An 18,408-nucleotide genomic window follows, 5' to 3' on the forward strand; every position below is an offset into this window, starting at 1 on the left:
CCCTTTTTCATCTTTGCGCGCACAAACTTCAGCAGGGCCTCCATCCAATGAGGGGCGCGGCTTTTGACTCTCATTGAAAAGCTGGCAATCTGCGTTAGCCTCAACAGTGTGGTCACAAAGGAGGCGCGGATGAAGATTTCGACTGAGCAGTTCCGGGTTAAGCCAAAGGACGAGGTGGACCTGAAGAAGCGGCCGACCTGTGTTCCACCGTTTTACGGGTCCAAAGATGAGTACCTGGACCTGCTGAACGAACAGATCGAACGGCTCAGTAAGCTGCAAGGGCTCCTCTACGCCAACAACAGTTGGTCCATCCTGCTCATCTTTCAGGCCATGGACGCGGCGGGCAAGGACAGCATGATCAAGCACGTCCTCTCCGGGATCAACCCGCAGGGGTGCGAGGTCTACTCGTTCAAGCATCCCAGTGCGGAAGAATTGGACCACGACTTTCTCTGGCGCAGCATCCGCCGCCTGCCGGAACGGGGGCGCATCGGCATCTTCAACCGCTCCTACTACGAGGAGGTGCTCATCGTCCGGGTGCACCCGGAAATACTGGCGGCGGAGAGCCTCCCGGACAAACTGGCCTGTCACAAGAACATCTGGCGGGACCGCATGCGCTCAATGAACGACCTCGAAGCCCACCTGACCCGAAACGGCACCTGCATCCTCAAGTTCTTCCTGCACGTCTCCAAGGAGGAGCAGCGCAAACGCTTCCTGGAGCGGATCGACAACCCGGAAAAGAACTGGAAATTCAACCGGGACGACATCGAGGAGCGCAAACTCTGGAAGCAGTACATGCACGCCTACGAGGAGTGCCTGGGCGCCACCAGCAGCAAGGATGCCCCGTGGTACGTGGTGCCTGCGGATGACAAGAAGAACGCGAGGCTGATCGTGGCCCAGGTTGTCGTGAACCTGCTGGAAGAGCTGAAGATGAGCTACCCGGAAACCTCGGAGGAGAAGCGCCGGGAACTCCTTGCCATCAGGGACGAGTTGGTCAAATAGGAAGAGTGCGGACAAACAAAAAGGCGGCTTGCGCCGCCTCGATTGAAGGTCTTGCCAGATGCGTCAGCGTGTAATGCTCCGTCCTGCCAGAAGGCCTGCCACGAGCATAACAACTGCGACCACCAGGAACAAATAGAAGAGCAGTTTGGCGATACCGGCTGCCGCTGTTGCAATACCGCCGAAGCCGAACACCGCGGCTATTACGGCAATAATGAAGAAAATGATGGCCCAACGTAACATGATCGTTCACCTCCCCGTACACTCATTAACTTCCCTAAACAAAGTGTATCATGGGAGACCTGCAGATTTACATCTTGTATTTTTTTTTAATTTCTTAGCTCCGCTCCCCCACACTCCTCATCTACCGCTCCAGGTTCTCGATGCATTGCTCCAGGTCAATCCCCGGCCCCAGGACCCCCGCGAACAGGTCGCCCAGGTGTTCCAACCGTCCTGGCATGGTGGCGATGGTGAACTGGCTGGGATCAAGGCCCAGCTTCACCTCCTCCCATTTGAGCGGGGCGGACACGGTTGCGCCCGGCCTGGGACGGATGCTGTAGGGGGCGGCAAGGGTCTGGCCAGGCTTGTTCTGCAGGAAGTCGAGGTAGACCTTTTTCTGGCGCAGCTTTGGGCTGCGCAGGATGCTGGTGAACTCGGGGACCTTGTGGTGCACCAGGGTGGCGATGACCCGGGCGAACTCGCCCGCAGCGTCGTAGTCGTACTTGGCGCCCAGCGGGACGTAGATGTGAATGCCGGTTGCACCGGAGGTCTTGGGAAAGCTCGCCGCGCCGGCACGGTCCAGCACCTCCCGCACCGCCAAGGCCGTCTCGATCACCTTGGCGAAGGGGATATCCTCCGGGTCGAGGTCGATCACGAAGTAGTCCGGGGAGTCGAGGTTTTGCAGGCGTGACAGCCAGGGGTTGATTTCGATGCAGCCGAGGTTGGCCATATAGACCAGGGTCGCCTCGTCCTGGCAGACGAAGAACTTGATGTTCTTGTCCACGTGCTTGGAGTAGATCTCGCGGGTGGTGATCCAGGACGGCGGCAGTTCGCCCGCCTCCTTCTGGAAAAAGCCGGGCTCGCTGATCCCGTTAGGGGTGCGGTACAGGGACTCCGGGCGGTCCACCAGGTGGGGGAGCATGGCGTGGGCCATGGTCCGGTAGTAGTTGATGACGTCCCCCTTGGTGTACCCCTGCTCCGGCCAGAAGACCTTGTCCAGGTTGGAAAGCTCCAGCCGGTGGCCGTCCAGGATCAGCACTTCTTCCTGCCCTTTCTTGCCGCTCGTCCCTTTCTTGCGCTGACCGGTGCGCGGGCTGGGAGGGGACTCCGTTTCGGGCTCGGGGAGCGGAGGGGGAGCGGAGCCCACGAGTTCGCGCACCACGGTTTTCGGGTCCTTGTCCTCCCTCAGCCCCAGGTAAATGGGCTGGCGCATCACGTTCTCGTCGGTCCACTCGGAAAACTCCACCTCGCAGACCAGTTCCGGCCTCACCCAGGTGATCGGCATCTCGGACTTGACCGGCTGCTGGAAGGGGGAGTTATCCTGCACCAGCGGCTGCAGCAGGTCGTTCATCTCCTTGAGCCCCTTGTCGTCGAAGCCCCCGCCGGCGAAGCCGATGCAGACCAGGCGGTCGTCCTCGTAGACCCCGAGCACCAATGCGCCGAGACCTTTGCGGCTTCGGCGCGGCTGGGTGAAGCCGCAGATGACCGCTTCCTGCTGGAACCGCACCTTGATTTTCAACCACTCCTTGCTTCTCTTGCCCGCCTGGTACAGGCCCGCGGCACGTTTGGCCAGGATCCCCTCCAGGTTGTTCTGGCGCGCAAGCTCGAAGAACTCCTTGCCGGACTCCATGACGTGGTCGCTGTAGCGGACTTCGGGGAGGTCGGGGAGCAGGGCACGCAGTCGCTCCTTGCGGGCCAAAAGCGGCTGGTTGCGCAGGTCCTCACCGTTGAGGTAGAGGAGGTCGAAGACGAAGTAGACGATGTTGCCGCGGCCGGTGCGCTGGTAGTTTTGCAGTAGTTGAAAATAGGAGCGGCCGCTTTCGTCGACGACCACCACCTCGCCGTCGAAGACGGCCTCGACACCGAGGGAGGCCAGCGCGGCGACGACCGTGGGAAACTTCTTGTTGAAGGATAGGTTGTTGCGCGAGTAGAGCGCGACGTGCTGCCCGGAAACTTCGGCGATGGCGCGGTAGCCGTCAAGCTTGATTTCAAAGAGCCAGTCGGGGTCGTCAAAGGGCTCGGCGGCGGAGGAGGCGAGCATGGGCGAAAGCTGGCGGCAGGCCCCGGCTGGAACGGTGGACCCGGTGGACCCGGTGGACCCGGTGGACCCGGTGGACCCGGTGGACGAAGTGGACCCGGTGGACCCGGTGGACTCGGTGGACTCGGTGGACCCGGGAGAGTTGGTGGAGATGGTGGAACTCATAGAAGCGGGGGGGGCGGGGATGGCTTGCTCCTCCCCCTGGAGGGGGGAGGGCGGGTGGGGGGAAGCCTGGTGGGCCTGGACTGGTGGGCGCTGCGGCAGCCTGCCGGCCCGCACGTCCTCGATGGTGGCGTTGCTCACCACTGAACGCTCCTGGAGGGTCACATCCTCGCTGCCGGCAAACCGGTCCTTTTTCTTGATCAGCAGCCACGAGTTCCCCTTGTCGCCCTTGATGCGCACCAGGGCGAACTCTCCGTTGAGCTTCTCGCCATGCAGGACGAACTTCAGATCCCCCTTCTGCAACCCCTCGCGCAAAAGCTTGAGACTCTGCTCACGTTCCTCACTCCCGACAGCATGGAAGGTGCCGGCATCCCAAATGATCACCTCGCCGGCGCCATAGTTCCCCTTGGGGATGACTCCCTCGAAATCCCCGTACTCGTACGGGTGGTCCTCCACCATCATGGCCAGACGCTTCACCGCAGGGTCGAGCGACGGCCCCTTGGGGATCGCCCAACTCTTCAAAACCCCGTCGATCTCCAGGCGGAAATCGTAATGCAGGTGGGAGGCGGCGTGCTTGTGGACCACGAAACGCAGCGCCCGCTCCGAACGCCCGCCTTTCCCATGCGGCTCAGGCGTTTTGCTCAGATCCCTCTTGCGCTGATACTCCTCCAGTCCCATGAGAACACCTCCTTTGGCTGCACATGAGTCTATCACAGCAGCAGGAACCGGGAGATTGACAAAAGAAGACCGGCGGCTAGATTATTAGGCGTTGCCAATTTTGGCCCATTAAAGCCCGGACAGGGCACCAGAAAGGAGAAGAAGCATGAAGGTCCAGGACATCAAGGAAATAGCCCAAGGGATGAACATCTCCTGCGGCAAGCTGAAAAAGGGCGAGCTCATCCGCCTCATCCAAACCAAAGAAGGGAACATCGCGTGTTTCGACTCGGGGCAGTCGTCCCAATGCGGGCAGCAGGGCTGCCTCTGGGCCGAGGACTGCAACTGACAACCTGTCTGGAGAGGAGGCGCCACATGGACTTCGACTACACCAAGTACATTTACCTGCCGGACTGCAAGGACGGCTGCGGCGCCATAACGGACTGGTTGAGCAGCAGGGAAATGGCGCGCGAGGCGGGGGAGAACCACCACAAGTCGACGGGTCACGATTGGGTCCTGATCGAGAAGATGCGGGAGGAATAAGGTCGTCATGTTATCGCGTTGCATGCTGACTGCAGGGGGGGAGAGCGGTTTTCCCGCGGGATGTGAACCGCGTGCAAACAAATACCTAAAGCTGATCCGGAGGAAAGCATGAACAGAGACGACATTCTCGACCAATTGGAAAAACTGATCCAGCTTGACGTGGATGCCACCCACGCCTATGACCAGGCCATCAAGAACGTGAACGAGGTGGTCATCAAGGACAAGCTGATCCAGTTCCAGGCGGACCACCGCAAGCACATCGACCTCCTCTCCGCGAAGATGCTGGAGCTGGGCGGGACCCCGCCGGAGCTGACCTCGGATTTCAAGGGGTTCCTGATCTCCGGCTTCACGGCCCTGCGTAGCCTGACCGGCTCGAAAGGGGCGCTGGAGGCGATGGAGAGCAACGAGCGCCTGACCACCAGCCGCTACGAGGAGGCCGCGAAGCTCGACTTCCCGGTGGACATCTCGGCCATAGTGCGCGCCAACTACGCCGACGAGCAGCGCCACCTCTCCTTCATCCGCGAAGCGATCCCCACCCTGCGCAAGTAAGGAAGACAACGGACAATTGACAATGGACGGTTGACAAGGAAACCACCGGGGCAGTCACCCAAGCGGTCCCGGTGGTTTTTGCGTTAGCGCGGCGGTACGCCCGCCTGCGCTGAACCGTGTTTACGGAGCAGCCCGGATCCTAGGATCCGGGCTCTTTTTTTTCATTAACAGCGCACCCTCCGGTCCTCATCTTCTGCGAAAGTGCGTCTCGCGGGACGTTGACATGAACAATCACTAATGTATCTTTGGTGAGTATTTTTTCATGTTGGCGGCGGCGATCTCATGAGTGGGGCCGCCAAGGCTGGCGGAGGTGGATATGGTAGCGAGTGGCTGGCGCGTCGAACTGGGGGCTACGGTCTTGAAGGAGGGGGGGACGCAGTTCCGGGTCTGGGCCCCCAAGTCCAAGACGGTCAATGTCCTGATCCTCTCCGGCAAGGCAACCGGGACGGTGGTCATGCAGCCGGAGGGAAAGGGATACTACTCGATCACCGTCCCCGGCGTGGACCACGGCGACCGCTATCTCTACCAGCTCGACTCCGGGAAGACCTATCCCGACCCGGTGTCGCGTTGCCAGCCCGATGGCGTCCATGAGGCCTCGCAGGTGGTCGACCCGGACCAGTTCCAGTGGACCGAGGAGGGGTGGCAGGGGATCCCGTTGGAACGGTACCGGATCTACGAGATCCATGTCGGCACCTTCACCAAGGACGGGACCTTCGAATCGGTGATCCAGCACCTCGACTACCTGGTCGACCTGGGCATCACCGCGGTCGAACTGATGCCGGTTTCCCAATGCCCCGGCAAGCGCAACTGGGGCTACGACGGCGTGTACCACTTCGCGCCGCAGAGCAACTACGGCGGTCCGGAAGGGCTGAGAAGACTGGTGAACGCCTGCCATAGGAAAGGGCTCGCCGTGGTGCTGGACGTGGTCTACAACCACTTCGGCCCGGAAGGATGCTACCTCGACGATTTCGGCCCCTACTTCACCGACAAGTACCGCACCCCCTGGGGGCGGGCCATCAACCTGGACGAAGCCGACAGCGACCCCGTCCTGGAATACTTCCTCGCCAACGCGGCGTATTGGATCAACGAGTTCCGCTTCGACGCGCTGCGGCTGGACGCCGTCGACTGGATCTTCGACCAGACTCCCAAGCCCCTTTTGCGCCGCCTGGCCGACGAGATCCACCAGCACCGGGAGCGGCTGGGGCGGCAGATCCATCTCTTCGCCGAGAACGACACCAACGACGTGCGCCTGATCAATTCACCGGACAAGTGCGGCTTCGGCCTCGATGCCCAATGGTGCGACAACTTCCACCATGCCCTGCGGGCGCTCCTCACCGGCGAGGTAACCGGTTATTACGAGGACTTCGGGCAGTTCAGCCAGTTGCAGAAGGCCTTCGAGGAGGCTTTCGTCTATACCGGCCAGTATTCCCGGTACCGCCGCCGGCGCCACGGCGGACCCACCGAGAACCATCCCGGGTCGCAGTTCGTGGTCTTCTCGCAGAACCACGACCAGGTCGGCAACAGAAAGTGCGGCGACCGGCTGAGCGCGACGCTCCCCCTGAACCAGCTCCTGTTGGCGGCCGCCACGGTAATACTCTCCCCCTACCTGCCGCTGCTCTTCATGGGGGAAGAGTACGGCGAGCGTGCCCCCTTCCACTACTTCATCGACCATGGCGACCCGGAACTCATCGACCTGGTGCGCAAGGGAAAGCAAGAGGAGCATGCATCGGGGATCTGCGAGGGGGAAATACCGGACCCAGCCGCCCTCTCCAGCTTCGAAGAGTCGATCATCGACCTGGCGACGCCGAAAGAGGGGGAGCAGGCGGTGATTCTCGCCTTTTACAAGAAGCTCTTCGCGCTGCGCGGGAGCCTCCCGGCGCTGCAGGTGTTCCAGCGCGATGCCATGGCGGTCGCGGGCCTTCCCGAGCAGAAGGTCCTCTTTCTGAGGAGGTGGAGCGGCGACAATTCGGTCGTCTGCCTGTTCAGTTTCAGCAACATTCAGCAGGAAGTCCCTCTCGCGCTGCCGCAGGGGAGTTGGCAGCGGGTTCTCGATTCGTCCGGGCAGCAATGGCGCGGTCCGGGAGAAGAGGCGCCGGAACGGGTGGAGGGGGGAGCGGAGGGGAGCCAAAGGACCATGATTACGATCAACCCGTTCAGCGTGGTGGTCTACAGCACAACAATTTCAGGAGGACGCCATGGAGCAAGCTAAGGAGCGTTTCGTCTGCATCCACGGGCACTTTTACCAGCCTCCCCGGGAAAACCCGTGGCTCGAGGCGGTGGAGATACAGGACTCCGCCTTTCCCTACCACGACTGGAACGAGCGCATCACCGCCGAGTGCTACGCCTCCAACTCGGCATCGCGCATCCTGGACGGCGACAGCCGCGTCATGGACATCACCAGCAATTACGCCAAGATCAGCTTCAACTTCGGCCCCACCGTCCTCTCCTGGATGGAACTGGCCGCGCCCAATATCTACAACGCCATCCTGGCGGCGGACAAGCAGAGCATGGAGTGGCGCTCCGGCCACGGCTCGGCCATCGCCCAGGTCTACAACCACATGATCATGCCGCTTGCCAACGCGCGCGACAAGCGCACCCAGGTGGTATGGGGCATCGCGGACTTCCAGAAGCGCTTCGGCCGCTTCCCCGAGGGGATGTGGCTCGCGGAGACCGCGGTCGACCTGGAGACCCTGGGAATACTGGCCGAACAGGGGATCAAGTACACCGTGCTCGCGCCGCACCAGGCGGAAGCGTACCGCGCGCTGGGGACCGAGGAGTGGACCGAGGCCGAGATCGACCCGACCCGGTCCTACCTCTGCAAGCTCCCCTCCGGGCGCTCCATCACCCTGTTCTTCTACGACGGTCCCATATCGCGGGCGGTGGCCTTCGAGAACCTGCTCGACAGCGGCGAGGCCCTGGCCGGGCGGCTGGTCGGCGGCTTCACCGAGGACCGGGACTGGCCGCAACTGATGCACATCGCCACCGACGGCGAGACTTACGGCCACCACCAGAAGTTCGGCGACATGGCGCTCGCTTCCTGCCTGAACCACATCGAGGGAAACAACCTGGCCCGCCTCACCAACTACGGCGAATACCTGGAACTCTGCCCCCCCGCCATGGAGGTGAGGGTCCGCGAGCGGACTTCCTGGAGTTGCGCCCACGGAGTCGAGCGCTGGAACAGCGACTGCGGCTGCTCGGGCGGCATCCAGGGATGGAACCAGCAGTGGCGCACCCCGCTGCGCGCCTCGCTGGACTGGCTGCGGGACCGGCTGGCCAAGACCTTCGAGCAGAAGGGGCGCGAACTGTTCAAGGACCCCTGGCAGGCGCGCGACGCCTACATCGAGGTGATCCTCGACCGCGGCATGGAGCAGGCCGAGCGCTTCCTGGCCCGGCACGCCTCGCGCGAGCTCTCCAAGGACGAGAAGATCATGGCGCTCAAGATGCTGGAGATGCAGCGCCACGCCATGCTCATGTACACGAGCTGCGGCTGGTTCTTCGACGAGCTCTCCGGCCTTGAAACCGTGCAGGTGATCGACTACGCGAGCCGCGCCCTGCAGCTCTCCGAGGGGATCGCCGAAGGTAACGTGGAAAAGGCGTTCCTGGACCGCCTCAAGGAGGCGAAGAGCAACATCCCCGACCACCACGACGGGCTCTGGATCTACCAGAACTTCGTGCTCCCGACCCGGCTCGACCTGGTCAAGGTGGGGGCCCACTTCGCTTTCAGCTCTCTTTACGAGGAGTACGAGGAGCACTCGCAGATCTACTGCTACGCCATCGCCAGGGAGGAGTACCACAAGCTCTCCAGCGCCGACGCGGTAATGGCCATGGGGCGCATCCACGTGGCCAGCGAGATCACCGAGGAGGAGACCTGCCTCACCTTCTGCGTGATGCGCATCGGCAGCCATGACTTCAAGGGGGGCGTGAAGGAGGTCTGCGATGCGGGGGACTACGCCGCCATGCGCGAGGAGATGAGCGGCGCCTTCGACAAGGGGCTCTACACCGACCTGGTCACCCTGATGGACCAGCACTTCGGCACCCACAGCTTCTCGTTAATCAACCTCTTCAGCGACGAGCAGCGCAAGATCATCAACCAGATCATCAGGCAGAACATGGAGGAGGAGATCGCCAGCTACCAGGAGATGTACGAGCGTAGCCGGCCGCTCATGGAGTTCGTCAAGGAGACCCGGGTCCCGGTGCCGCAGATTTTCATGGCCGTGGCGCAGCCCGCCCTCAACGAGGCGCTCAGGCACGCCATGAGCGAGGAGGAGGTGGACGCGGACCAGGTGCGCCGGATCGTGGGGCAGATCCGGAGCTGGGGCGTCGCCATCGAGGAGCCCGGTACCGAATACTTCATGAGGCGTCGGCTGGAGGAGATGTCCGGCCAACTGGTGCAGGACCCCTCCGACCTGAAGTTGATCGCCCGGATGCAGAAGTACATGGACCTTTTGAACGAGATCCCCGTCAACGTGGTGCTCTGGCAGATGCAGAACCACTACTACCAGCTCGCCAAGACCGTTTACCCGGAGTATCTCTCCCGCTCCGCCGCTGGGGAGGAAGGGGCCGGCATCTGGCTGGACGCATTCAGGAAGCTCGGGGAAACCCTGCGCTTCAACCTGGGGGCGGTGCTGCCGCAGGCCTAGACCGGGGGGACGCATGGGAGCACCTAACCTGCCCGAAGCGCGCATTCCCAGCGCGACCTACCGGCTGCAGTTCAACGCCGGTTTCACCTTTGCCGACGCCACCAGGATCATCGGCTACCTGCACGATCTCGGCATCAGCGACGTGTATGCCTCCTCCTACCTCGCCGCCAAGGAGGGGAGCGTGCACGGCTACGACGTGGTGAACCAGACCATCCTGAACAAGGAGGTCGGGGACGAGCAGAGCCACCATGCCATGGTCGACGAGCTCTCCCGTCACGGCATGGGGCACATCCTCGACTTCGTCCCGAACCACATGTGCATCGAGAGCACGGACAACATCTGGTGGATGGACGTCCTGGAAAACGGCATGAGTTCCCCCTACGCCCACTTCTTCGACATCGACTGGGAGCCGGTGAAAAAGGAGCTGACCGGCAAGGTGCTCCTGCCCCTTTTAGGCGACCAGTACGGCAAGGTGCTGGAGGGAGGTGGACTGCAGCTTCTCTTCCGCGAGGGCGCCTTCTACGTGCAGTGCTATTCCCTGCAGATCCCGGTCGAGCCGCGTAGTTACCTCCGCATCCTGCAGCACCGCCTGGACAGCCTTAAAGAAAAGGTCCCCCCCGACGCCGGGCCGGTCCAGGAACTGTTGAGCATCGAGACCGGGCTGCAGCACCTGCCGCTGGCCACCGAGCGCGACCCGGAGCAGATGGGGGAGCGCAACCGGGAGAAGGAGATCATCAAGAAACGTCTCTGGCAGCTGTGCCAGGAGTCGCCGGAAGTTATGGAGTTCATCGCCGAGAACGTCAGGATTTTCAATGGCAGCAAGGGGGAACCCAACAGTTTCGATCTCCTGGACCAACTGCTGCGGGAGCAGGTGTACCGTCTCTCCTACTGGCGGGTCGCCACCGAGGAGATCAATTACCGGCGCTTTTTCGACATCAACGCGCTGGCGGCGATTCGCATGGAAGACCAGGCGGTGTACGACCTGACCCATGCCCTGCTCTTCAAGCTGATCCGGGAGGGGAAGGTGACCGGGGTGCGCATCGACCACGTCGACGGCCTCTACGACCCGGTGTCCTACCTGCAGAACCTGCAAAAGAGCGCGTACGTGCAGTTGCGCGGATGCGAGCCGGGTGGTGAGGGGGGTGGTGAGGGGGGTGGTGAGGGGGGCAACGGAGCGGAGGCGGAGTACTTCCGCGAGCTGGCGCGCGATCCCTTCTACCAGCCGCTCTACGCCGTGGTGGAGAAGATCCTGATGAAGGGGGAGCAGCTCCCCGAACAGTGGCCGGTGGCCGGCAGCACCGGGTACGAGTTCCTGAACAGCGTGAACGGCATCTTTGTGGACACGGAGGCCGCCAAGCAGTTCGACCGCATCTACGACCGCTTCGTCCAGGGCACCTCCGACTTCACCGAGATCGTCTATGAAAAGAAGAAGCTGGTGATGCAGGTCTCGCTCTCGGGCGAGGTCAACATGCTGGCGCACCAGTTGAGCAAGATCGCCGAAGAGGACCGCCTCACCCGCGACTTCACCTTGAACAGCCTGGCCCGCGCCATCAGCGAAGTGATCGCCTGCTTCCCGGTGTACCGCACCTACGCCACTTCCGCCTCGGTGCGCGACAAGGACGTGCAGTACATCGAGGCGGCGGTCTCCAAGGCCAAGCGAAGAAACCCCGCCATCAGCGGCTCCGTGTTCGATTTCGTCAGGGACGTGCTCCTCTTGAAGGCGCCCGAGCGCGCCGGCGAGGAGAGCCGCCGCGCTTGGCTCTCTTTCGCGATGCGCTTCCAGCAGATCACCGGGCCGGTCATGGCCAAGGGGCTCGAGGACACCGCCTTCTACGTCTACCACCGGCTCATCTCCTTAAACGACGTCGGCGGCATGCCGGGCAAGTTCGGCACCACGCTGGAGGCCTTCCACGGTCAGAACCTGGAGCGCAACAAGAACTTCCCCCACTCCATGATCGCCACCTCGACCCACGATTCCAAGCGCGGCGAGGACGTGCGCACCAGGATCGACGCCCTCTCCGAGCTTCCGGAGTTGTGGCAGAAGTCGGTGGTGCGCTGGAGCCGGATCAACAAGGGGCGGGGCAGCCTGATCGAAAACCAGCGCGTCCCGGGCCGCAACGAGGAATACCTGATCTACCAGACCTTGCTGGGTGCGTGGCCCGCGGGGGAGCTCGACCAGGCCGGGTACGATGCCTTCAGGGGGCGGATCAAGGAGTACATGGTCAAGGCGCTGCGGGAAGCCAAGGTCAACAGCAGTTGGGTGAGCCCCAACGCCGCCTACGAGGATGCGGTGCTCGGCTTCATCGACGGCATCCTGGAGCAGTCGCCGGGCAACCCGTTCCTGCGCGAGTTCCATCCGCTGCAGAGGCGGCTTTCCCGCTGCGGGCTGTTCAGCTCGCTGTCCCAGGCCCTTTTGAAGATGACCGCCCCCGGCGTTCCCGACTTCTACCAGGGGACGGAGCTGATCGAGTTCACCCTGGTCGATCCCGACAACCGCCGCCAGGTCGACTACGACGCCAGGATCGATGCGTTGCGGGAGCTCCGGGCGCGCGAGGCGGAGATCGGGGCGCAGGCCCTGTGCCGCGAGCTCTTGGATCAAGGGGAGAACGGCAGGATCAAGCTCTTCCTCATCTACCAGGTGCTCAATTTCCGCAGGGAGAACCGGGAGCTGTTCGACAGCGGCGAGTACCTGCCGCTCGAGGCTAGGGGGGCGCGGGAGCGGCACGTCTGCGCTTTCGCCAGGAAGGGGAGCCAGAAGACGCTGATCGTGGCGGCGGCGCGGCTGGTGGCAACGCTGATGCCGGAGGAGGGGAGCAGCCCGCTGGGCGGGGCGGTCTGGCAGGACACCGTGCTGCTACTCCCGGAAGGGGCGGGCGAGCGCTTCCGCAACGTGGTCAATGGCCAGCAGGTGGCGGCGGAGCGGGGCGAGGGGCGGCTGGCGCTGCCGCTGGCCACCCTGTTCTCCGAGGTGAGCGTGGCGCTGCTGGAGCGCGTGTAGGAGAAGATTTCCCCCTCCCCAGCCCTCCCCCTCCAGGGGAGGGAGCTTGTAACGAGGTGAGCCTATGGAAGGGAGAGCCCGGATAGCGATCGAGGCCGTGCACCCGCAGATCGACTGCGGCAGGTTCGCGGTGCAGCGGGTGACCGGCGACGAGATGGTTGTGCAGGCAGACATCTTCAGCGACGGTCACGACGAGGTCGTGGCGCTGCTCCTCTACCGCAGGATGGGCGAAGACGACTGGCAGGAGAAGGAGATGCGCCGCCTGGACAACGACCGCTGGGAGGGGAGCTTCGTCCTGGGGGAGCCGGGCTTCTACCAGTACACCCTGATGGGTTGGGTGGACCATTTCCGCACCTGGCAGAGGGACCTGCAAAAGAGGTTCGAGGCGGGACAGGACGTGGCGGTGGATCTGCAGATCGGCGCGAAGATCCTGGAGCAGGCCATCGGCGAGGCCAACGAGGAGGACGCGGCAAGGCTGCGCGAGGCGGTGGCGGCGCTCACGGCGGAAAAGGAGCAGGAGGGGGCGGTGGCACTGGGGATCGATAGCCGCCTCTCCGACCTGGTCAGCACCTGCTGTGCCCGCGGGCTCGCCACCCGTTACCACAAGGAACTGGTGGTCCGGGTAGACCGCAAGAAGGCGCTCTTCAGCAGCTGGTACGAGGTGTTCCCCCGCTCGCTCGGCGCAGAGGGGCGCCACGGCACGCTGCGCGACTGCATAGCGCTCCTTCCGGACGTGGCTGAACTCGGCTTCGACGTCCTTTACCTCCCTCCGGTCCACCCCATCGGCTCCAGCAAAAGGAAGGGAAAGGCCAACGCCGTCGAGGCGCAGCCGGGCGATCCCGGTAGCCCCTGGGCCATCGGGTCGGAGCAGGGGGGACACAAGGCGGTGCACCCTGAACTGGGGACATTGGACGATTTCCGGGACCTGGTGCGCGAGGCGGAAAAGCAGGGCATCGAGATCGCCCTCGACCTCGCCTTCCAGTGCTCGCCGGACCATCCCTACCTAAAGGAACACCCGGAGTGGTTCAAGTGGCGCCCCGACGGCACCGTCCAGTACGCGGAGAATCCACCCAAGAAGTACCAGGACATCGTGCCGATCAACTTCGAGACCCCGCGGTGGGAGGAACTCTGGGAGGAGCTGAAGTCGATCGTCTTCTTCTGGATGGACCAGGGGGTGCGCATCTTCCGGGTGGATAACCCGCACACCAAACCGTTCCCGATGTGGGAGTGGCTGATCGACCAGGCGAAGGAGAAGTGCCAGAACGTCATCTTCCTGGCCGAAGCCTTCACCCGCCCGAAAATCATGGCCCGGCTGGCCAAGGGGGGCTTCACCCAGTCCTACAGCTACTTTTCCTGGCGCAACAGCAAGGGGGAGCTGACCGAGTACCTGACCGAACTGACCTGCGGCGACACCAAGGAATTCATGCGCCCGAACTTCTGGCCCAACACGCCGGACATCCTCACCGAGTACCTGCAGTACGGCGGGCGTCCCGCCTTCATGATCCGGCTCGCGCTTGCGGCAACGCTTTCCTCCAGCTACGGCATCTACGGCCCGGCGTACGAACTGTGCGTGGGGAAGCCGGAAAAGCCGGGTTCCGAGGAGTACATGGACGCGGAAAAGTACGAGATCCGCCAGTGGGACCGGAAGGCGCCGGGGAACATCCGCGAGCTGATCATCACCCTGAACCGGATCCGCCGCGACCACGTCGCGCTGCAGCAGACCAACAACCTTACCTTCCTGCCGTCCGACGACGACAGCGTCATCTTCTACGCCAAGACCGCCAAACAGAAGAAGGGGTCGCTCTTGATCGCCGTGAACCTCGACCCGTTCCGGGTGCGCACGGCGCGCCTTAGCCTGCCGCTGGAGCTGTTCGGTGTCCTGCCGGGGCAGTCCTACCTGTTGCACGACCTGATCGGCGGCGATCATTCCATCTGGCAGGGTGACACCACCACCGTTCGGCTCGACCCGCAGGTGAACCCCGCCTGCATCTACCGGATCAGCACCTGGCAGCGCCGCGAGTCCGATTTCGACTACTACTTTTAGCGATGTCTCCGTGTCCTGTCTCCCTCCCAAGGGGTTGGCGGGGGGCGTAGCCGCAGAAAGATAGCAAGACGGCAACAGTAATTCCCTCCCCCGGAGGGGGAGGGCTAGGGAGGGGGCTTCCGGATATCGGCACAGCGTCCCCCCTCCGGGAGGAGGAGCGAAAGTCCGGAGTTTGCAGCAGTTCTTGGGGGGGATGTCATGCCATTTCGCAACGAGAAGAACCCGCTCTGGTTCAAGGACGCCGTCATTTACGAGGTGCACATCAGGAGTTTCTGCGATTCCAACGGGGACGGCATCGGCGATTTCCGCGGCCTTCTGCAGAAGCTCCCCTACCTGCGCGACCTGGGCATCACCGCCGTCTGGGTGCTCCCCTTCTACCCCTCGCCGCTCAGGGACGACGGCTACGACATCGCCGACTACCGCAGCGTCCACCCCGACTACGGCACGCTGCGCGACTTCCAGGACTTTCTGAAGGGAGCCCACGCCCTGGGGATGCGGGTCATCACCGAGCTGGTGCTGAACCACACCTCGGACCAGCATCCCTGGTTCCAGAAGTCCAGAAACGCCAAGCCCGGCTCCCCCTGGCGCGATTTCTACGTCTGGAGCGACACCCCGGACAAGTACCTGGACGCGCGCATCATCTTCAAGGATTTCGAGGTTTCCAACTGGACCCGCGACCCCGTCGCCAAGAGCTACTACTGGCACCGCTTCTATTCGCATCAGCCCGACCTGAACTACGACAACCCGCGGGTGCACGAAGCGATGTTCCGGGTCATCGACTTCTGGTTCGGCATGGGGGTGGACGGACTCAGACTGGACGCGGTCCCCTACTTGTACGAGCGCGAGGGGACCAACTGCGAGAACCTCCCGGAGACCTACGAGTTCCTGAAGAAGCTGCGCGCCTACATCGACGCGAAGTACCCGGACAAGATGCTGCTCGCCGAGGCGAACCAGTGGCCCGAGGACGCCGCTTCCTACTTCGGAGGGGGCGCCGCCTGCCAGATGGCGTTCCACTTCCCGCTCATGCCTCGCATGTTCATGGCGCTGCAGATGGAGGACTCCTTCCCCATCATCAACATCATGCAGCAGACCCCGGCCATCCCCCCGCACTGCCAGTGGGCCATGTTCCTGAGAAACCACGACGAGCTCACCCTGGAGATGGTGACCGACGAGGAGCGGGACTACATGTACCGCATCTACGCCCGGGACCCGAGGGCCCGCATAAACCTCGGCATCCGGCGCCGGCTGGCGCCGCTCATGGGGGACGACCGGCGCAAGATCGAGCTGATGAACGTGCTCCTGTTCACCATGCCCGGCACCCCCATCATCTACTACGGCGACGAGATCGGCATGGGGGACAACTACTACCTGGGCGACAGAAACGGGGTGCGCACGCCGATGCAGTGGAGCCCGGACAGAAACGCAGGCTTCTCCCCGGCCAACCCGCAAAAGCTCTACCTCCCGGCCATCATCGACCCGGAGTACCACTACGAGGCGCGTAACGTCGAGAACCAGGCCAAGAATCCCTCGTCGCTGCTCTGGTGGATGAAGCGCATGATCGACCTCAGAAAGAGGTTCCGAGCCTTCGGGTGGGGGACGCTGGAATTCATCACCCTGGACAACCCCAAGGTGCTCGCCATGCTGCGCCAGTACGAGGACCAGACCATCCTGGTGCTGATCAACCTCTCCCGCGCCACCCAGTTCGTGCAGGTGAACCAGCCCCGCTTCGTGGGGTTCTACCCGGAGGAGATGTTCAGCCGCAACCGCTTCCCCGCCATCAAGGACTCCCCCTACGGCGTCATCATGGGGCCGTACGACTACCACCTGCTCCTTCTGACCGATGGTCGTGAGACGATCAAGCCGCGCGAGGAAGGGGTGCTGGAGGTGATCGCGGTGACGGGGGAGTGGGAGAACGTGCTCAGGGCGGCCGGGTTGCGCCAGTTGGAGCAATCGGTGCTGCCCGACTATCTCAGGAAGTCGCGCTGGTTCCAGGGCAAGAGCCGCATCATGGTGCGCTTCTCGGTGCTGGACCGGCTCTCGGTCCCCATCGACAGTTCTTCGGTCATGATCACCTTCCTGGAGGTCACCTACAGCGAAGGGGCTCCCGAGGTGTACCTGCTGCCGCTGCATTACCTACCCATGGACGGCGGGGGCGAAACCCTGCTCGGGGAGTCGCCGGAGGCGGTGATCTGCCTGCTCAAGGTCGGCGATCGCCCGGGCGTGCTCTACGACGGACTGCACAACTCCCACCTGCGCTGGATCCTCTTCGAGCTGATCTGGCGCCGCAAGACGCTGCGCGGCGACAGCGGCAGGCTGTCGGGGCGTCCCGCTTCCGGCATGGCCGCGCTCATGGAAGGGAAGCAGACTCCCTTCTCCTCCCAGGTGGGCAAGTCTGAGCAGAGCAACAGTTCGGTGCTCTTCGAGAAGAGCTTCTTCTTCAAGATGTACCGGCGCATGGAGGAGGGGGCCCATCCCGAGGTGGAGATCGGCACGTTCCTGGACCGGGTCCGCTTCCCGCACGTGGCGCCCCTGGCCGGCTCGCTGGAGTACCGGCGCAGCAACGGCGAGAGCTATGCCCTGGGACTCTTGCAGGGCTTCGTCCCCAACCAGGGCGACGCCTGGACCTTCACCCTGGGAGAGGTGGGACAGTTCGTGGACCGTGTCCTCGCCCAGCGCGAGGAGGCCAGGAAGTCGAAGCTGGAGCCGCACCCGGGCAACGAATCCAGCGGCTACACGCAGCTCCTCTTGGAGCAGATCCAGGGGGTCTACCCGGAGATGGTGGCCCTGATCGGCAGGAGGACGGCGGAATTTCACCTGGCGCTTTCCTCGCGAAACGACGACCCCGGGTTCTCCGCAGAGCCGTTCGCGCTCCTGTACCAACGCTCGGTGTACCAGTCCATGCGCAGCCGCTGCAAGAAGGTCTTCGACCTCTTGCGCAAGAACATGGCCCGCATCCCGCAGCATGTGGCCGGCGAAGCGGAGGGGCTCCTGGCCATGGAGAACGACGTGCTCGCGGTGTTCCAGAAGTTCATGGTGCGCAAGTTCAGCGCCATGAAGACCCGCATCCACGGCGACTACCACCTCGGCCAACTGCTCTACACCGGTGACAACTTCCTCATCATCGATCTCGAAGGGGAGCCGGTGAAATCGCTCAGCGAGCGCCGGATCAAGCAGTCGCCGCTGCGGGACGTGGCGGGGATGCTGCGTTCCTTCCACTACGCCGCCCACGCGGTGATCATGCAGCGCACCCAGGTGCGCGACGAGGACATCGCCTACCTGCTCCCCTGGGTGCAGGCCTGGTATCGCTACAGCGCCTCGGTTTTCCTGCAGGCGTACAAGGAGGGGGTGGCCGGAGCCCGCTTCATGCCGACCGCGCCGGACGAGATCGAGATCATGTTGCAGACCTTCATGCTGGACAAGGCGATTTACGAACTGGGTTACGAGCTCAACAACCGTCCGGAGTGGGTATCAATCCCGCTTACCGGCATTCTCGACCTCCTGGCCGTGGGGCCGGCGGCTGCCAGGCCGGAGGGCGCTGAAAAGGGGAGAACGTCATGAGGAAATG

11 protein-coding genes are annotated in these 18,408 nt (G+C 63.3%); 9 read left to right on the forward strand and 2 right to left on the reverse strand.

The window, feature by feature from the left end:
* The first annotated feature begins 129 nt into the window (after positions 1-129).
* A complete protein-coding gene (locus KOL99_RS03135) occupies positions 130-999 on the forward strand; it encodes an ADP-polyphosphate phosphotransferase (RefSeq protein ID WP_216509022.1) in 870 nt (289 codons plus the stop codon).
* A 63-nt stretch (positions 1,000-1,062) separates the two neighbouring features.
* Here the strand turns inward: KOL99_RS03135 and KOL99_RS03140 are convergent, their stop codons facing one another.
* Positions 1,063-1,239 (reverse strand): DUF1328 family protein, encoded by a 177-nt coding sequence (locus KOL99_RS03140; RefSeq protein WP_183344353.1) that lies wholly within the window; start codon positions 1,237-1,239, stop codon positions 1,063-1,065.
* A gap of 121 nt (positions 1,240-1,360) precedes the next feature.
* Positions 1,361-4,093 carry a DNA ligase D gene (gene ligD, locus KOL99_RS03145; protein WP_216509023.1) on the reverse strand — a complete coding sequence of 911 codons (2,733 nt, stop codon included), beginning with the start codon at positions 4,091-4,093 and terminating at the stop codon, positions 1,361-1,363.
* 145 nt (positions 4,094-4,238) lie between these two features.
* On the opposite strand from ligD, the gene KOL99_RS03150 reads away from it, so the two are divergent.
* The 8 genes from KOL99_RS03150 (at position 4,239) to treS (ending at position 18,401) form a co-directional block, all read left to right on the forward strand.
* Complete coding sequence (locus KOL99_RS03150; protein ID WP_216509024.1) at positions 4,239-4,418, forward strand: SAP domain-containing protein; 180 nt, start codon at positions 4,239-4,241, stop codon at positions 4,416-4,418.
* A gap of 26 nt (positions 4,419-4,444) precedes the next feature.
* The gene (locus KOL99_RS03155) at positions 4,445-4,612 is read left to right on the forward strand and encodes a hypothetical protein (RefSeq protein WP_183344358.1); all 168 of its coding nucleotides are present in this window, start codon (positions 4,445-4,447) and stop codon (positions 4,610-4,612) included.
* 108 nt (positions 4,613-4,720) lie between these two features.
* A complete protein-coding gene (locus tag KOL99_RS03160; RefSeq protein WP_216509025.1) occupies positions 4,721-5,161 on the forward strand; it encodes a ferritin-like domain-containing protein in 441 nt (146 codons plus the stop codon).
* A 316-nt stretch (positions 5,162-5,477) separates the two neighbouring features.
* Positions 5,478-7,370: a malto-oligosyltrehalose trehalohydrolase gene (gene treZ / locus KOL99_RS03165; RefSeq protein ID WP_216509026.1), complete on the forward strand. Its 1,893-nt coding sequence runs from the start codon at positions 5,478-5,480 to the stop codon at positions 7,368-7,370.
* The gene (locus KOL99_RS03170) at positions 7,357-9,801 is read left to right on the forward strand and encodes a DUF3536 domain-containing protein (RefSeq protein ID WP_216509027.1); all 2,445 of its coding nucleotides are present in this window, start codon (positions 7,357-7,359) and stop codon (positions 9,799-9,801) included. Before treZ ends, KOL99_RS03170 begins: the two co-directional genes overlap by 14 nt.
* Positions 9,802-9,814: 13 nt before the next feature.
* Entirely contained in the window at positions 9,815-12,799 is a 2,985-nt protein-coding gene (locus KOL99_RS03175; protein ID WP_216509028.1) for a malto-oligosyltrehalose synthase, read from the forward strand.
* Between the two features lie 64 nt (positions 12,800-12,863).
* Entirely contained in the window at positions 12,864-14,843 is a 1,980-nt protein-coding gene (locus tag KOL99_RS03180; RefSeq protein WP_216509029.1) for an alpha-1,4-glucan--maltose-1-phosphate maltosyltransferase, read from the forward strand.
* 198 nt (positions 14,844-15,041) lie between these two features.
* Positions 15,042-18,401: a maltose alpha-D-glucosyltransferase gene (gene treS, locus KOL99_RS03185; protein WP_216509030.1), complete on the forward strand. Its 3,360-nt coding sequence runs from the start codon at positions 15,042-15,044 to the stop codon at positions 18,399-18,401.
* Positions 18,402-18,408 lie beyond the last annotated feature (7 nt).

The sequence above is a fragment of the Geomonas azotofigens genome (assembly GCF_018919395.1).
In the GTDB taxonomy this organism is placed as follows: Bacteria; Desulfobacterota; Desulfuromonadia; order Geobacterales; family Geobacteraceae; genus Geomonas; species Geomonas azotofigens.